Genomic DNA, 15,767 nt, shown 5'->3' on the forward strand with positions numbered 1-15,767 from the left:
GCGACGATGACATCTGAGACCTCAGCGAATTCCGCGTCCCCCGAGCATTCCGAACCCTTCCCCGATCGGTCGCCGCACACCTTCCAGGTGGATCTGCGCGGACTGGTCGATCTCCTCTCCCACCATCTCTACTCCTCCCCTCGTGTCTACCTCCGTGAGCTGCTGCAGAACGCCGTGGACGCCATCACGGCCCGCCGCGCCGAGGAGCAGGACGCGCCCGCCCTGGTGCGGCTGTACGCGGACGGCGGACGGCTGCGGGTCGAGGACAGCGGGATCGGTCTGACCGAGGCCGATGTGCACAGCCTGCTCGCGACGATCGGCCGCAGTTCCAAACGCGACGGGGCCGAGGGGCTGGCGTCGGCGCGTACCGAGTTCCTCGGCCAGTTCGGCATCGGGCTGCTGGCCTGCTTCGTCGTGGCGGCGGAGATCCGGGTGATCAGCCGGTCGGCGCGGACACCCGGCTCACCGCCCGTGGAGTGGTGCGCCCGCGACGACGGTTCGTACACCGTGCGTACGCTGCCGGACAGCGCCCGTCCGGAGCCCGGCACCACCGTGCATCTGACCGCCCGCCCCGGCAGCGCGGACTGGCTCGCCGAGGAGCGGGTCCTCTCCCTCGCCCGTGACTTCGGCTCGCTCCTGCCCTACGACGTACGGGTCGGCGAGGCGGCCGTCACCGATCTTCCCGCGGCGTGGGACCGGCCGTACCCGACCCCGGCGGCGCGGCGGGTGGCGCTCGCGCGCCACTGCCACGAGCAGTTCGGTTTCTCGCCGCTCGACGCGATCGACCTGGATCTGCCGCTCGCCGGGATCCGCGGTGTCGCCTATGTCCTTCCGTCCGCCGTCAGCCCGGCGCAGCGCGCGGGCCACCGCGTGCATCTGAAGGGGATGCTGCTGACGGACCGGGCCGACGAGCTGCTGCCCGACTGGGCGTTCTTCGTGCGCTGCGTCCTCGACACGGACAGCCTGCGGCCCACCGCCTCGCGCGAGGCGCTGTACGCGGACGAGACCCTGGCCGCCGTGCGGGAGGCGCTCGGCGACCGGATCAGGGACTGGCTCACCGGGCTCGCCGCGGGTGATCCGGAGCGGCTCGCGGAGTTCCTCTCCGTGCACCACCTGGGGGTGAAGTCGCTCGCCCGGCACGACAGCGCCATGCTGCGCACGATGCTGCCGTGGCTGCCGTTCGAGACGACGGACGGACGGCTGTCGCTGGAGGAGTTCGCCCGGCGCCACCCGGTGGTGCACTTCACGCGGACCGTGGAGGAGTACCGGCAGGTCGCGCCGATCGCCTCGGCGCAGGGCATCGGGGTGGTCAACGGCGGCTACACGTACGACACGGAGCTGGTCGAGCGGCTGCCTTCGGTCCGTCCCGGGACCACGGTCGCGGAGCTGGACGCCGATACCGTCACCGCTCATCTGGACTCCGTCGATCCGGCACAGGAGCTGGCGCTCGGCGCCTTCCTGGCCGCGGCCCGCGCCCGGCTGGACCCGCTGGGCTGTGACGTGGCGCTGCGCGCCTTCCATCCGCTGACCGTGCCCGCGTTGCACCTCGACGACCGGGCGGCCCGCCACGAGCAGGCCCGCGCCGAGGCGGAGGGGCAGGCGGACGACCTGTGGGCGGGCATCCTCGGCTCGCTGCGCGGCAGTGCGCCGCGCGCCCGGCTCGTACTGAACCACCTCAACCCACTGGTCCGGCGGATCGGTTCGCTGGACAGCCCGGAGCTGGCCGCGACCGCGACCGAGGCGTTGTACGGGCAGGCGCTGCTGATGGCGCAGCGCCCGCTGCGGCCCGCCGATTCGGCGCTGCTGAACCGGGCGTTCGTCGGTCTGCTGGAGTGGGCCACCCACCCCGCGGTACCGGGGCACTCCCCCGCGGACCCCCAGGAGGACGGCCGATGAGCCTCGACAGCACCACGATCCGCCAGGCCCTGCGGGAGAACGACGCGGAACCGGAGGGCCCCGCGCGCAACGCCCGTGCGGAACGGCTGCTCGCCGAGGCCGAGCAGACCGGGGACGCCGCCCTCCTCGTCGAGGCGCTCACCCATCAGCTGCAGGTCTACAACTACAGCTCCGAGAAGGACAAGATGTTCGTGCCCTTCGCGCGGCTGCTGCGCATGTGGGACGAACAGCCCGGAGCCTTCGGTGATTTCATGACCCACCATCTGTTCTGGATGTTCAAGTGGGTCTCCAGCTCCATGGTCGACCAGCCGCACATCCCGCTCGCCGCCATCGAGAAGTGGCAGGGCGAGATGGAGCACCGCTACCGGCTGGCCGGTCACTCCGAGCGGGCCGTGCGCCAGGGCGAGCTGGAGATCGCCCGGCACCTGGGCGACCTGGCGCGGGCCGAGCGGGCCTTTGCCGCCTGGCAGGCAGCCGACCGGGACCGGATGGCCAACTGTCACGCCTGTGAGCTGCACGAACAGGGTGGCTGGCAGGTGCAGCGCGGTCTGGACGCCGAGGCACTGGAGACCTGGGCGCCGGTGCTGGCCGGTGAGCACACCTGCGCCCATGAGCCGCACGCGGTGCTGGCGGCCTCGCTCCTCCCGCTGCTGCGGACGGGACGCGCGGAGCAGGCGCGCGCCCACCATCTGCGGGGGTACCGCATGGTCCGGTCGATGGAGAGCATGCGGGACTCCGCGGCCCAGCACATCGAGTTCTGCGCCCTGACCGGCAACGAGGCCCGTGCCCTTGAGATCATCGCCGAGCGGCCCGCGTACTTCACCGACAGCGGGAACCCCGGCAGCCTGATGGACTTCCTGGCCGTCACCGCCCTGCTGATGGACCGGCTGACCGCTCTCGGCCACGGCGAGCAGACCGTACCGGGGCCCGCGGGGACCGGCTGGACGGCGCGTTCGCTGGCCGTGCACGCCCGTGCGCAGGCGCTCGCGCTGGCCGCCCGTTTCGACGAGCGCAACGGCAACGCGTACATCAGCGGTCTGGTGCGGGAGCGTCTGGACCGGCAGCCGCTGCTGGACCGGCTGCCGCTCGGCGTACGGGCCGCACGCCTCACCACCGCGGCCGGGAAGCCGGACGCGGCCCCGAGCGGGGTGGTGGACGCGCCGCTCGACCTGGCAGGTCTGCTGGCCGAGGCGCACCGTCTCTCGGACGCCCAGCACCCGGACGCGGAGGCCGCCTGGGGAGCCGTCGCCCGCCGCGCCGCCGAGTCGGACGGGGCGGCGGCCGGGCTGTCGGACCACGACCGCGCGTGCGTCGAGGACCACCGGGCGATGGACGGTTCCCTGCCGCCCGCCGAGGCGGTCGCGTCCTTCCGGACCGCCTCGGGACTGTACGAGGCCGCGGGCGACCCGGGCGAGGCCACGGCCGCGGCGGCCAGGGCCGCGTACGCCCGCTCGCTGGAGACCGGTCGCGCGCAGGAGGCGCTGGCCGAGCTCGCACCGCTCCTGGACCGGGCCCTCGCGCTGCACGCCGGGGGCGGGGCCACCGCCCGGCAGGCGAGCACCGTGCTGATGTGCCGGGCCCGCGTTCTCGGCCGGCTGGTGCGCGAGGCCTCGGACGAGGAGTCCGCCGAGGCGGCTGTCGCCGGTCTGGAACAGGGTGCGCGGGAACTGCTCGCGTTCACCGAACCGCTGTGCGCCGAGGGGTCGGTCGTCACCCGGTTCACGGAGGCGCTGGATCTTCTCGGCGACGTCGCGAGGTACCGGGGCGATCCGCGGGGCGCGCTGGAGCTGTACGAGCGGGCCGCCGCCGGGGCCCATGCCGCCGGGCTGCCGTGGTACGCCGTCGAGTACGAGGCCAAGACGGCCGCGCTCGCCACCTGGCTCGACGAGCACGGGAGGGCCGAACGCGCCGCACGCGCCGCGCTGGAGCACGGAGCGGCGTTCGTCCCTGCCGCGGGACGGTCCCAGCTGCACCTCGGGCTCGCCGAAGTCCTCGGCGCCGCCGGGCAGTTCGACGAGGCGACCGAGCACGCGCTGGACGCCGCGCACTGGGCGGACGAGGCGGGCGAGAGCGCGACGCTCGGGGTCCATGCCCGCCATCGGCTCGGCGGCTGGCTGCTGCGGCTGGGCCGGGCGGCGGAGGCGGCGGCGGTGCTGGAGGCCGTGCTGCCGGACATCACGGCCGAGGAGCACGGGGACGGCATGGTGGTGCAGACGCTGTGGTGGCTCGGTGAGTCCCTCACCGAGCTGCGCGAGCCGCGCGAGGCGGCAGGGCACTGGCTGAAGGCGGCCGACATCGCCCGCCACTGGCCCGAGCAGCACGACCACGCGATGCTCGCCGGTCTCGCCGCGGAGGCCCTCTACCGGGCCGATCTCGATTCCCAGGCGGAGCGGGCCTATGCGCGGGCCGGGGAGCTGTGGCGCGAGCTGGGTGACGTCCCGGCGCTCGTCCGGACGCTGCGGGTGCGGGCCTGGATCGCGATCCGGGAGGGGCAGTCGGGCCCGGCCGCGGCACGGGAGTTCATGGCGGCGGCCGAGCGGGAGTGCGAGGCGGCCCTGGCGTCCGGACCGGTGGAGGGGGCGCCTCGGCTGCTGGCGGAGCTCGCGGACACCCACCGCCAGACCGGTGAGCTGATCGCGCACCTGTGCCAGGGCGAACCGGGCGGGGCACCGGAGTTCGAGGAGGCTCTCGGCCATGTGCACCGGGCGATCGACCGCTTCACGGAGGCCGGCCCCGAGTTCCTCGGACCGCGCACCGCCACCGAGCTGACGGCCGCCTGGCTGGAGGCCGACCTGGGCCATCCGGACGCCGCGCGGACCCGGGCCCGCAGGATCCTCGAGATCTACGGGACCGGGGAGCCCGACGAGACGGGCCGGGAGCGTCGTGCGGAGGCCGAGGCGCTGCTGAAGTACGTGGACGGGAGATCGGGCCCGTCCGGCGGCTGAGGACCCCGCCCCGGCCCTACTCCACGCCGATCAGCAGGGGAGCGCGCTGGTCGCCGCCCCGGTACACCACCGTGTCGACCGCCAGATAGCCCTCGCGCACGTGCTCCTCCAGCGCGTCGGCCAGGCTGTCGGGGACGTCCTCGCCCAGGACCAGGGTGACCAGTTCACCGCCCGCCGCCAGCATGCGGTCCAGCACGGTGCGGGCCGTTTCCGGCACGTCCTCGCCGATCACCGCGACGTCGCCGTCGATCAGGCCCAGGACGTCGCCGGCCTGGCAGATGCCCGCCATGGTCCACGACTGCCGCTCGGCGACGGCCAGTTCGGCGTAGCGGGTGGCACCGGCGGCGGCGGTCATCGCCACCACGTCCTCGTCGAAGCTGCGGTCGGGTTCGTGGACGGCGAGGGCGGCGATGCCCTGGACGGCGGCCCGGGTCGGGATCAGGGCGACCCTGACTCCCTCCGCGCGGGCCTGTTCGGCGGCGGCGGCCGCGGTGTGGCGCAACTCGGCGTCGTTGGGCAGCAGAACCACTTCGCGGGCGTGCGCCCGTCGGATCGCGTCGACCAGTTCGCCGCTGGCGGGCGGCTCGCCGGGACGCGCCAGGACCGTCGTCGCGCTGGCCTCCTTGCACAGCCCGCGGAGGCCGTCGCCGGGGACCACCACGACGACCGCGCGCTGCACGGGCTCGGCCTGGGCGTGCACCCGGTCCGCACCGAAGTGGGTGATCCGGATCCGGTACGGCCGCCCCGCCTCGACGCCGGCCTCCACCGCCGCACCCGCGTCGTCGACATGCACATGGACGTTCCACAGCCCGTCGCCGCCCACCACCACGAGCGAGTCACCGAGCCGGTCGAGCCGGTTCCGCAGCCGGTCCACGGCGTCGTCCGCGGCCTCCAGCAGGTAGATGACCTCGAAGGCCGGCCCGCCCTGCGCACAGCTCTCCACCACCGCGACCTGGGGCGCGGGCGCGGCCGTGTACATGTGCTCGGGCGCCCTCCCGGAGACCGCTTCGACGAGCGCCCCGAGCACTGTCACCAGGCCCCGGCCACCGGCGTCCACGACGCCTGCGCGCCCGAGGACCTCCAGCTGCCCGGGGGTCTCCTCCAGGGCCGTCCGCGCCCCCTCGTACGCCGCCCGTGCGACCTCCGCGGTTCCGGCGTCGTCCGCCGTGCGCCCGGCGGCCTCGGCGGCCGCGGAGGCCACCGTCAGCACGGTGCCCTCGACGGGGTGGGCGACGGCCTGCCGGGCGGCGGCAGCGGCGGCGGTGAGCGCCCGGCGCAGATGGTCCGCGTCGTGCCCGTCGCCCAGCACCCCCGCCATCCCGCGCAGCAGCTGGGCCAGGATCGTGCCGGAGTTCCCGCGGGCGCCGATCAGCGCCCCGTGCGCCATGGCCCGTACCGCGTCGGCGGCGACGGGGGCCGTCGTGCCGGTCTCGTGTGCGGCGAAGACCGCTTCGACGGCCTGGGTGGCGGACTCCACGGTCAGATAGAGGTTCGTGCCGGTGTCCCCGTCCGCGACCGGGTACACATTGATCGCGTCGATCGCCGCGCGCTCCCGGCCCAGCGCCTCCAGGGCCAGTGAGCACCAGGTACGCACCGCGACGGCGTCCATGTCGTCGGCGGTCTGCGGCACCTGTCGGTCCTCCTCGGAATCGGCCGTACGTGGCCGGCTGCACCGCAGAGTAGTCCCCGAACGCCGGGTCCGGCGGAGACAGGGGCGGGCGGGGGGCGGCGGAACCCATGGTAGTTTCGTTCTACCGACGCGGCCGTTGTATGCTGCTTCGGTTGCCCGACGAGAGTCGGGCCATTCCCCGGTACCGCCACTTCAGTCAAATGAATCCGGCGCGCCGGAATTCACTGTAAGTGCACCTGAAGTCTTTGGAGTGACCCGTGGCTGCCAACTGCGACGTCTGCGGCAAGGGGCCGGGCTTCGGCAACAACATTTCGCACTCGCACCGCCGTACGTCCCGTCGCTGGAATCCCAACATCCAGCGCGTGCGTGCCGTGGTCGGTCGGACGCCGAAGCGGCTCAACGTCTGCACCTCGTGCATCAAGGCCGGCAAGGTCGCGCGCTGACGTTCCCGTCGTAGCGCAGCCTTCCGGTTGCCCAAAAAGCCGGTCCGCCTCGGTGGACCGGCTTTTTGCTGTGCCCGGCGTGCTCACACGGTGCGCGTCCGCCAGCCGTGGTCGACGGGGCCGATCCCGGCACCCAGCGGGAAGCCCGCCGCGATCGCCCCGGTGACATAGTCCTTCGCACCCCGCACCGCTGTCGGTACGTCCTGCCCCAGGGCCAGTCCGCAGGCGATGGCGGAGGCGAGTGTGCAGCCTGTGCCGTGCGTGTGCCGGTTGTCGTGCCGCGTCGCGCGCAGCCAGTGCTCCTCCGTGCCGTCCGTCACCAGATCCACGGGTTCGCCGGACAGGTGCCCGCCCTTGATGACGACCCAGCGCGGTCCGAACCCGAGCATCCCGGTGGCGGCCTGTCGCATTCCGGTCTCGTCCGTGACGTTCACACCGGTGAGCTGCGCCACTTCGTCCAGGTTCGGGGTGGCGACCGTGGCGACCGGAAGCAGTTTCGTCCGCACCGAATCGAGTGCCTCGGCGGCCAGCAGCGGGTCCCCGTGCTTGGAGACCCCGACCGGGTCCACGACGACGGGGGCGTCGGTCTCCGCGAGGAGTTCGGCCACGGTCTCCACGAGCGCGGCCGACGACAGCATGCCGGTCTTCACCGCCCGTACACCGATGTCGTCCACCACACTGCGGTACTGGGCGCGTACGGCCTCGACGGGCAACTCCCAGGCGCCCTGCACCCCCAGCGAGTTCTGGGCCGTGACGGCGGTCAGCACGCTCATGCCGTGCACGCCGAGCGCCAGCATCGTCTTCAGATCGGCCTGAATACCCGCGCCGCCGCCGGAGTCGGATCCGGCGACGGTGAGCACACAGGCAGGTACGGCAGCAGTCGAGGGCATGTGCCTGAATCTACTGGGCGTCCTCGATGTCCCCGAAATGGTCCCAGCCGCTCTTGCTGGTCCAGGGCGCTCCGTCGACCGTCACCTGCGGCAGCGCCGAGGGGTTGAGGACTTCGCCGATCACCTTCCAGCGGGCGGGCAGCTTCACGTCCGGCGGGAAGGTGGCGACGATCGCGTGGTCCTCTCCCCCGGTCAGCACCCACTGCAGCGGATCCACGCCGACGGCCTGTCCGATGTCGGACATCTGCGAGGGGATGTCGATCAGTCCGGAGCGCAGATCGATCCGGACCTTGCTGGCCTCGGCGATGTGTCCGAGGTCGGCGACGAGTCCGTCGCTCACGTCCGTCATCGCGGTGGCGCCGAGCCCTGCGGCCGCGGGGCCCGCGTGGTACGGCGGTTCGGGGCGGCGGTGGGCCTCGACGAAGGCGCGGGGCGAGCGGAAACCACGGGAGAGCACGGCGTACCCGGCGGCGGACCAGCCGAGCCAGCCGGTGACGGCGACGACGTCGCCGGGCTGGGCACCGGACCTGGTGACCGGTTCGTGGTTGCGCAGATCACCGAGTGCGGTGATCGAGACGGTGATCGTCTCGCCGCGCACCACGTCCCCGCCGACCACGGCCGCACCGGCGACCTGGCACTCGTCACGGATGCCGTCCATCAGCTCGCCGGCCCAGGTGACCGGGAGTTCGGCGGGGACGACGAGGCCGAGCAGCAGCGCGGTGGGCACGGCGCCCATGGCGGCGATGTCGGCGAGATTCTGGGCGGCGGCCTTGCGGCCGACGTCGTACGCCGTCGACCAGTCGCGGCGGAAGTGCCGTCCCTCCAACAGGATGTCCGTACTGGCCACGACCCTGCGGTCGGGGGCCGACACGACCGCGGCGTCGTCGCCGGGACCGAGCCGGACCGCCGGAGTGGTGGTGAGCCGGGAAGTCAGCTCCCTGATGAGCCCGAACTCCCCCAACTCGCCCACGGTTCCCTTCACCGAGTCTCACCTCTCATCTATCGCGCCGGACGATCGTCCGGGCTGCTTCAGCGACCGGGGGTCCGGATCGTGGACCGACCGCCGTCGCAGGGAGCAGTCTGCACCGGTTCTCATCGGCATGCCCGTCCCCCGTTCGCACCGCTGCGTGCACGGTCGCGGGCCGTCGCTGCTGTCGGTACTGTCAAGAGATACGTCAACCTGTGTCTTGCGTACGCCACGCTGTGGACGTCAACCGGCCCGTAGGTCTCCCCGCGGCCCGCGGCAACGCGATACCGTGGCGTCCCTTTCCCCCACATGATCCTCGTGGCCGCCCTGGAGGTTCCGTGGTACAGGCGTACATCCTTATTCAGACCGAGGTGGGCAAGGCGTCGACCGTCGCCGAGACCATCGCCAAAGTTCCGGGAGTGATCCAGGCAGAGGACGTCACCGGCCCCTACGACGTGATCGTGCGTGCCCAGGCCGACACGGTCGATGAACTCGGCCGCATGGTGGTCGCCAAGGTCCAGCAGGTGGAAGGCATCACCCGAACCCTGACCTGCCCGGTCGTTCATCTGTAGTCCCCGTCTACGCTGGGCCGGTGACATCACTGCGCCGCCGGTTCGGCCACCCACTGTTTCTCGGTCCGTCCGTTGCCGCGCTGCTGCTGGCCGCGGCGGGCTGCACCTCGACGGACGCCACGGCGTCGGTCACGGTACCCACTCCGTCTCCGGAAGCCGCAGCCTACTGTCGTGCGCTGCACAAGGAACTGCCGAGGACCGTTGCCGGTCTCGACCGTGGTGACACCGGGACGAAGTCCGAACTGACCGCCGAGTGGGGGGACGGAGCGATCGTACTGCGCTGCGGCGTCCCCCGGCCCGCGAAGATGGACGACCCGATGGCGAAGGGGGCCGAGGCGGACGGCGTCAACTGGCTGCTGGAGCAGCCGGAGGACGCCGGCCCGCGCTTCACGACGACCTATCGCAAGGCGTATGTCGAGGTGAGCGCCTCGACGGCGTACGCCCATGACGCGAGCCTGTTGGCCGCGTTCGCCCCTGCTGTCAAGAAGACGGTCCCCAGCAGCCCGTAGGGCGTGCACCTCGCATCGCGAGTGCACGCCCTACGGTGCGAAGCCGTCTCAGCGCAGGCCGGTCGGCCGGTTCAAGGCGGCCTGGATGAGCCGGTCCACCAGCTCCTGGTAGCTCACGCCGCTCTCCTGCCACATCCGCGGATACATGGAGATCGGGGTGAAGCCCGGCAGCGTGTTGATCTCGTTGATCACGAAGCCGCCGTCCTCGGTGAGGAAGAAGTCGGCGCGCACCAGGCCCTCGCAGGACGCGGCCTCGAAGGCCTCGACCGCGAGGCGCTGGACCTCCGCCGTCTGCTCCTCGGTGAGCGGGGCGGGCAGGATCCCGGCGGCCGAGTCGATGTACTTGGCCTCGAAGTCGTAGAAGTCGTGCGAGGTGACCGGCGGGATCTCGGCGGGCACGCTGGCGCGCGGGCCGTCCTCGAACTCCAGCACCCCGCACTCGATCTCGCGGCCCCGCAGCAGCGACTCGACCAGGAACTTGGGGTCGTGGCGGCGGGCTTCCTCGATCGCCTCGTCGAGACCGGACAGGTCGTCGACCTTGGTGATGCCGAAGGACGAACCGGCTCGGGCGGGCTTGACGAAGAGCGGCCAGCCGTGGTCACCGGCGAAGTCCACGATGCGCTTGCGGGCACCGGAGGGGTTCGTGTCCCATTCGCGGGGGCGTACCACGAGGTACGGGCCGACCGGCAGCCCGAACGAGGTGAAGACCCGCTTCATGTACTCCTTGTCCTGGCCGACCGCCGAGGCGAGCACCCCGGCGCCGACGTACGGAACGCCCGAGAGCTCCAGGAGTCCCTGGAGGGTGCCGTCCTCGCCGTAGGGGCCGTGCAGCACGGGGAAGACGACGTCGACCTCGCCCAGCGCCTTGGGGACCGAGCCGGGCTCGCTGTACACCACCTCTCGGCTGCCGGGTTCGGCCGAGAGCACCACGCTGCCCTCCGCGGACTCGGCCAGCTGGGCCACGTCCGGCATCTGCCGGTCCTTGATGGCCATGCGTTCGGGCTCGTCGGCGGTGAGCGCCCAGCGGCCGTCCGTCGTGATGCCGATCGGCAGGACGTCGTACTTGGTCCGGTCGATGGCGTTCAGGACGGCGCCGGCCGTGACGACCGAAATGCCGTGTTCGGAGCTGCGGCCGCCGAACACGACGGCCACACGCGGCTTGCGGAGCTGCTGCTCCGGGCTCTGGGGGAGGTTCTCGCTGCTCATATCGCGTTGAGCGTACCTGCTGGTACCCCTCGCGTCAGCGTGGCCGGGGCCGCTGGAGCGGCGTCCGCGAACGTCCACCGCCCTGCGCACCCCCGTACCCGTCGTCAGCGCCGCTCGGGCTTCGCGCTGCGCGACATCAGCTCGCTCAGCGCGACCATCGGCGGCTTGCCCTCGTAGACGATGCCGACGACCGTCTCGGTGATGGGCATGTCGACGCCGTGCCTGCGGGCCAGATCGAGCACCGATTCACAGGACTTGACGCCCTCCGCGGTCTGCTTGGTGACCGCGATGGTCTCCTGGAGCGTCATGCCGCGGCCGAGGTTGGTGCCGAAGGTGTGGTTGCGCGAGAGCGGCGAGGAGCAGGTGGCCACCAGGTCGCCGAGGCCCGCGAGTCCGGAGAAGGTCAGCGGGTCGGCGCCCATGGCGAGGCCCAGTCGGGTCGTCTCCGCGAGGCCCCGGGTGATGAGCGAGCCCTTGGCGTTGTCGCCGAGGCCCATGCCGTCGGCGATGCCCACGGCGAGGCCGATGACGTTCTTGACCGCGCCGCCGAGTTCGCAGCCGACCACATCGGTGTTGGTGTACGGGCGGAAGTACGAGGTGTGGCAGGCGGCCTGGAGACGCTGGGCCACGGACTCGTCCTGGCAGGCGACGACGGCCGCGGCGGGGCGGCGTTCGGCGATCTCCTTGGCCAGATTGGGGCCGGTGATGACGGCGATGCGGTCCGCGGAGACCTTGGTGACGTCCTCGATGACTTCGCTCATCCGCTTCGCGGTGCCGAGTTCGACACCCTTCATCATCGAGACGAGGACGGTGTCGGAGCCGATGTGCGGGGCCCAGTCGGCGAGGTTGGCGCGCAGCGTCTGCGAGGGCACCACGAGGACGGCGAAGTCGGCGCCGTCCAGCGCCTGAGCGGCGTCGGTGGTGGCCCGGACCGACGCGGGGAGTTCGATGCCGGGCAGGTAGTCCGGGTTGGTACGGGTCGTGTTGACGGCCTCGGCGACCTCGGCGCGGCGGCCCCAGAGGGTGACCTCGCAGCCGGCGTCGGCGAGAACCACGCCGAAGGCCGTACCCCATGAGCCGGTTCCGAAGACGGCCGCCTTTGCGGGGTGCGTCACTTGGGTCCCTTCCCTTCGGCCTTGCGCCGCTGTTCTGCACGGGCCTTGCGGTGGTCGTACGGCTCCGCGGGGGCCGGTTCGCCCCGTACGATCTCCAGCTGCGCGGTCACCGCGGCCATGATGACCTCGGTCGCCTCGCGCAGGATGTCGGGCGTCGGTTCCTGGTCGTAGAACCGGGAGAGGTCGACGGGCGGTCCGGCCTGCACCTGGAGGGTCTTGCGGGGGAAGAGCCGGAGCTTGTTCTCCTCGGCGTACGGCGGCATCGCCAGGTTGGCGCCCCACTGGGCGACCGGGATGACCGGAGCCTTCGTCATCAACGCGACGCGGGCGGCGCCGGTCTTGCCGGCCATCGGCCACATGTCGGGGTCGCGGGTGAGGGTGCCCTCGGGGTAGAAGGCGACGCACTCGCCGCGCTCGATGGCGTCCACGGCGGCCCGGAAGGCGTCCAGCGCATTGGTCGTCTCGCGGTACACGGGGATCTGTCCGGTGCCGCGCAGCATCATTCCGACAAAGGGGGTCTTGAAGAGCCCCGCCTTGGCGAGAAGCCGGGGCACGCGTCCGGTGTTGTACTGGAAGTGACCGTAGGAGAGCGGGTCCAGATACGAGTTGTGATTGACCGCAGTAATGAATCCGCCGTCGGTCGGAATGTGCTCCATTCCCCGCCAGTCACGCTTGAACAGAACCACCAACGGCGGTTTTGCGATGACCGCCGCCAGGCGGTACCAGAAGCCGATTCTGCGGCGGGACACTCGGACACCTTCCTCTAAGGACCTGAACTCTGCCTGGCTACCGACGGTCAAGTCTCGCCCCAGGCCCCTGCTCTGTCGAGAACACCGTACGCCCCGCTTTCGGGACCGACCCTCCGGGTTCTCGCACCGGCAGGCGAGAATAGGCGGCGAAGCGCATCGAGGGGGAGAACGCCACGAACACCGACCCGGCCGGTCCCTGGACCCTGGTCGTCCCGTTGAAGCCCTTGGCACGGGCCAAGAGCAGGCTCGCGCCGGTGGCGGGCGCCGCGCTGCGCCCGCGTCTCGCCCTCGCGTTCGCCCGGGACACCGTGACCGCCGCCCTGTCCTGCCGGGCGGTACGGGATGTGGTGGTCGTCACGGACGACACGGAGGCCGGGGCGGCTCTCGCGGCCCTCGGGGCGCGCGTCGTGCCCGACGAACCGGACAGCGGCCTCAACGCGGCCCTGGCGCACGGTGAGCGGACGGTACGGGCCGAGCGGCCCGGGGCCGCCCTCGCCGCCCTCAACGCGGATCTGCCCGCGTTGCGCCCCGCGGAATTGGCCCGGGTACTCGATTATTCCGCCGAATTTCCCCGCGCATTTGTCACCGATGCGGCAGGAATCGGAACAACATTTCTGTCGGCTGCGCCGGGCGTGGAATTGCGCCCGGCTTTCGGTGGCCCCTCCCGGGCCCGGCATCTGGACTCCGGCGCGGTGGAAATCGTCCTGGCCGGAATCGATTCGGTCCGCCAGGACGTGGACACCGGCGACGACCTGCGGGCGGCGCTGGCCCTCGGCGTGGGCCCGCACACGGCGGGGCGCTGGGCCGCGGGGGTCTCCTCGCCGGACCGATAGGCTGCCGTTCATGCAGGCGACCTCGTACACGTACGACCCCGAGACCCACACCGGCAGTGTGCTGCTCGACGACGGCACCCCGGTGGAATTCGACGCCCGCGCCTTCGACGCCGGCGGTCTGCGGCTGCTGCGGCCGGGGCAGCGGGTGCGGATCGAGGGCGTCGGCGAGGGCGCGGACCTGCGGATCACCCTGGTGACCCTGCAGACGTTCTGAACGGCTGCGCACGCCCTGCCCAGAACAGCCCGCGGGCCGGGCTCCCCGAGGGGAGCCCGGCCCGGTGCGTGTGAGCGGCCCTGCGCTGCTCGGCCTCACTTCTTCCGTGCAGTGGCCTTCTTCGCCGTGGTCTTGCGCGCCGTGGTCTTCTTCGCGGGCGCCTTCTTCGCCGTGGCCTTCTTGGCGGGCGCGGTCTTGCTGGCGACGGCCTTCTTCGCGGCCGTCGTCTTCTTCGCCGCCGCCGCCGTGGTCTTCTTCGCCGCCGCCGTGGTCTTCTTGGCCGCCGCGGTGGTCTTCGCCGCGGTCACGGCCTTCTTGGCGGTGACCTTCTTCGCCACGGCCTTCTTCGCGGCGGCCTTCTTGGCCGCGGCCTTGGTCGTCGCACGGGCAACACCGCCCGAGAGGCTGCCCTTGGGCGCCTTCTTCACGGCCACATCGTGCTTGGGGAGCTTCTTGGAGCCGCTCACCAGGTCCTTGAAGCCCTGTCCCGCACGGAAACGGGGCACCGAGGTCTTCTTGACCCGCACCCGCTCACCCGTCTGCGGGTTGCGGGCGTAACGGGCGGGGCGGTCGACCTTCTCGAACGAGCCGAAGCCGGTGACCGAGACACGGTCCCCCGCGACAACCGCACGGACGATCGCGTCGAGCACCGCGTCGACGGCGTCCGCGGCCTGCTGACGGCCGCCAACCTTGTCGGCAATCGCTTCTACGAGCTGCGCCTTGTTCACGTCTTCCCCTTCGGAGACATTGCCAGAACGAAAGTGTTCAAGCGTTTTCGCACGTTAGGCAGATATATACCGCAAATCAAACACGAAACGGGCTAATCACCCTAGTGCCGCAACGAAGTCGACCGCTGCACAGTTCCGCAGAGTCAGTCACCTTCGGGGAATCGGCCCTCATCGAGGTCCTTCATCAACCGGTCCAGACGCCTTGCCGCATCCGGGAGATCGTGCTTAGCCGCGGCCGTGATGACCAACAGCTTCCGGGACAGCGCCATCCTTACGCCCTCCGGGACTTGCAGTGCACGCACTCTTGTGTGCGCTTCCTTCAATCGGTCGGCGACTTGGCCGTAAAGCTTGAGTTGGCTGTCGCGTTCCATGCACCGATTGTGCCATCTGGGGCGAGTTGTCGCCCGACGGGGTCTCAACAAGCGACTGCGCCCCCTACCAGATGGCAGGGGGCGCAGTCCTGGAAACGCGCTGCTCAGGCGTTAATTGTACGCGGCTTGAAGGTCGGCCTTGCCACCTCATACGTCGCGATGTCCGCTTCGTTCTGAAGGGTGAGGCTGATGTCGTCCAGCCCGTTCAGCAGTCGCCAGCGGGCGTTCTCGTCGAGCTCGAAGTCGGCGGTGATGCCTTCGGCACGGACCTGGCGGGCCTCCAGGTCGACGGTGATCTCGGCCGTCGGGTCGGCCTCGGTCAGCTCCCAGAGCGCGTCGACGACCTGCTGGTCGAGCACGACGGTCAACAGCCCGTTCTTCAGCGAGTTGCCGCGGAAGATGTCGGCGAACCGGGAGGAGATGACGGCCTTGAAACCGTAGTTCTGCAGCGCCCACACGGCGTGTTCGCGGGACGAGCCGGTGCCGAAGTCGGGGCCGGCCACCAGCACCGTGGCGCCGCTGCGCTCGGGTCGGTTGAGAACGAACTCCCCGTCCTTGCGCCAGGCCTCGAAGAGGCCGTCCTCGAAGCCGTCGCGGGTGACCTTCTTCAGCCAGTGGGCGGGGATGATCTGGTCGGTGTCGACGTTGCTGCGGCGCAGCGGGACGGCCCGGCCGGTGTGTGTGGTGAAAGCTTCCATG

General features: G+C 71.5%; 16 protein-coding genes. 7 read left to right on the forward strand and 9 right to left on the reverse strand.

Annotation, left to right across the window (positions count from 1 at the left end):
• Window positions 1-6 precede the first annotated feature (6 nt).
• The gene (locus ACIQCZ_RS29370) at window positions 7-1,896 is read left to right on the forward strand and encodes an HSP90 family protein (RefSeq protein WP_402286405.1); all 1,890 of its coding nucleotides are present in this window, start codon (window positions 7-9) and stop codon (window positions 1,894-1,896) included.
• Window positions 1,893-4,841: a tetratricopeptide repeat protein gene (locus tag ACIQCZ_RS29375; protein ID WP_402286408.1), complete on the forward strand. Its 2,949-nt coding sequence runs from the start codon at window positions 1,893-1,895 to the stop codon at window positions 4,839-4,841. The genes ACIQCZ_RS29370 and ACIQCZ_RS29375 overlap by 4 nt, the downstream gene beginning before the upstream one ends.
• A 16-nt stretch (window positions 4,842-4,857) precedes the next feature.
• Here the strand turns inward: ACIQCZ_RS29375 and ACIQCZ_RS29380 are convergent, their stop codons facing one another.
• The gene (locus tag ACIQCZ_RS29380) at window positions 4,858-6,471 is read right to left on the reverse strand and encodes a DAK2 domain-containing protein (protein ID WP_402286410.1); all 1,614 of its coding nucleotides are present in this window, start codon (window positions 6,469-6,471) and stop codon (window positions 4,858-4,860) included.
• Window positions 6,472-6,728: 257 nt separating this feature from the next.
• Between ACIQCZ_RS29380 and rpmB the strand changes: the two genes are divergently transcribed.
• Entirely contained in the window at window positions 6,729-6,914 is a 186-nt protein-coding gene (gene rpmB / locus ACIQCZ_RS29385) for a 50S ribosomal protein L28 (RefSeq protein ID WP_030928661.1), read from the forward strand.
• A gap of 83 nt (window positions 6,915-6,997) precedes the next feature.
• On the opposite strand, the gene thiD is transcribed toward rpmB, so the two are convergent.
• Both thiD and ACIQCZ_RS29395 read right to left on the reverse strand, forming a co-directional pair.
• A complete protein-coding gene (gene thiD, locus ACIQCZ_RS29390) occupies window positions 6,998-7,804 on the reverse strand; it encodes a bifunctional hydroxymethylpyrimidine kinase/phosphomethylpyrimidine kinase (protein WP_402286413.1) in 807 nt (268 codons plus the stop codon).
• A 10-nt stretch (window positions 7,805-7,814) separates the two neighbouring features.
• Complete coding sequence (locus ACIQCZ_RS29395; protein ID WP_093545137.1) at window positions 7,815-8,786, reverse strand: thiamine-phosphate kinase; 972 nt, start codon at window positions 8,784-8,786, stop codon at window positions 7,815-7,817.
• Between the two features lie 323 nt (window positions 8,787-9,109).
• Here ACIQCZ_RS29395 and ACIQCZ_RS29400 point away from each other — a divergent pair, with 323 nt between their 5' ends.
• Together ACIQCZ_RS29400 and ACIQCZ_RS29405 are read left to right on the forward strand one after the other, a co-directional pair.
• Complete coding sequence (locus ACIQCZ_RS29400) at window positions 9,110-9,343, forward strand: Lrp/AsnC family transcriptional regulator (RefSeq protein WP_093899132.1); 234 nt, start codon at window positions 9,110-9,112, stop codon at window positions 9,341-9,343.
• 20 nt (window positions 9,344-9,363) lie between these two features.
• Window positions 9,364-9,852, forward strand: coding sequence for a DUF3515 domain-containing protein (locus tag ACIQCZ_RS29405; RefSeq protein WP_402286416.1), 489 nt, complete (start codon window positions 9,364-9,366; stop codon window positions 9,850-9,852).
• A gap of 48 nt (window positions 9,853-9,900) precedes the next feature.
• Here ACIQCZ_RS29405 and ACIQCZ_RS29410 read toward each other — a convergent pair whose 3' ends face one another.
• The 3 genes from ACIQCZ_RS29410 to ACIQCZ_RS29420 form a co-directional block, all read right to left on the reverse strand.
• Window positions 9,901-11,058: a D-alanine--D-alanine ligase family protein gene (locus ACIQCZ_RS29410; RefSeq protein WP_402286419.1), complete on the reverse strand. Its 1,158-nt coding sequence runs from the start codon at window positions 11,056-11,058 to the stop codon at window positions 9,901-9,903.
• Window positions 11,059-11,162: 104 nt separating this feature from the next.
• Window positions 11,163-12,173 (reverse strand): NAD(P)H-dependent glycerol-3-phosphate dehydrogenase, encoded by a 1,011-nt coding sequence (locus ACIQCZ_RS29415; RefSeq protein ID WP_402286421.1) that lies wholly within the window; start codon window positions 12,171-12,173, stop codon window positions 11,163-11,165.
• A complete protein-coding gene (locus ACIQCZ_RS29420; protein ID WP_402286424.1) occupies window positions 12,170-12,922 on the reverse strand; it encodes a lysophospholipid acyltransferase family protein in 753 nt (250 codons plus the stop codon). The genes ACIQCZ_RS29415 and ACIQCZ_RS29420 overlap by 4 nt, the downstream gene beginning before the upstream one ends.
• 155 nt (window positions 12,923-13,077) lie before the next feature.
• Between ACIQCZ_RS29420 and cofC the strand changes: the two genes are divergently transcribed.
• Window positions 13,078-13,755, forward strand: a complete 678-nt coding sequence (gene cofC / locus ACIQCZ_RS29425) for a 2-phospho-L-lactate guanylyltransferase (RefSeq protein ID WP_402286717.1) — start codon at window positions 13,078-13,080, stop codon at window positions 13,753-13,755.
• 10 nt (window positions 13,756-13,765) lie between these two features.
• Window positions 13,766-13,969, forward strand: coding sequence for a hypothetical protein (locus tag ACIQCZ_RS29430; protein ID WP_402286426.1), 204 nt, complete (start codon window positions 13,766-13,768; stop codon window positions 13,967-13,969).
• A gap of 95 nt (window positions 13,970-14,064) precedes the next feature.
• Here the strand turns inward: ACIQCZ_RS29430 and ACIQCZ_RS29435 are convergent, their stop codons facing one another.
• From ACIQCZ_RS29435 to leuD, 3 genes are all read right to left on the reverse strand, one after another.
• Window positions 14,065-14,697 carry an HU family DNA-binding protein gene (locus ACIQCZ_RS29435; protein ID WP_402286428.1) on the reverse strand — a complete coding sequence of 211 codons (633 nt, stop codon included), beginning with the start codon at window positions 14,695-14,697 and terminating at the stop codon, window positions 14,065-14,067.
• 143 nt (window positions 14,698-14,840) lie between these two features.
• Window positions 14,841-15,068 (reverse strand): hypothetical protein, encoded by a 228-nt coding sequence (locus ACIQCZ_RS29440; protein ID WP_072487271.1) that lies wholly within the window; start codon window positions 15,066-15,068, stop codon window positions 14,841-14,843.
• 104 nt (window positions 15,069-15,172) lie between these two features.
• Window positions 15,173-15,766: a 3-isopropylmalate dehydratase small subunit gene (gene leuD / locus ACIQCZ_RS29445; RefSeq protein ID WP_402286430.1), complete on the reverse strand. Its 594-nt coding sequence runs from the start codon at window positions 15,764-15,766 to the stop codon at window positions 15,173-15,175.
• Window position 15,767: the final 1 nt, after the last annotated feature.

Origin of the sequence: Streptomyces sp. NPDC093149 (assembly GCF_044754145.1) — a bacterium.
Taxonomy (GTDB): Bacteria; Actinomycetota; Actinomycetes; order Streptomycetales; family Streptomycetaceae; genus Streptomyces.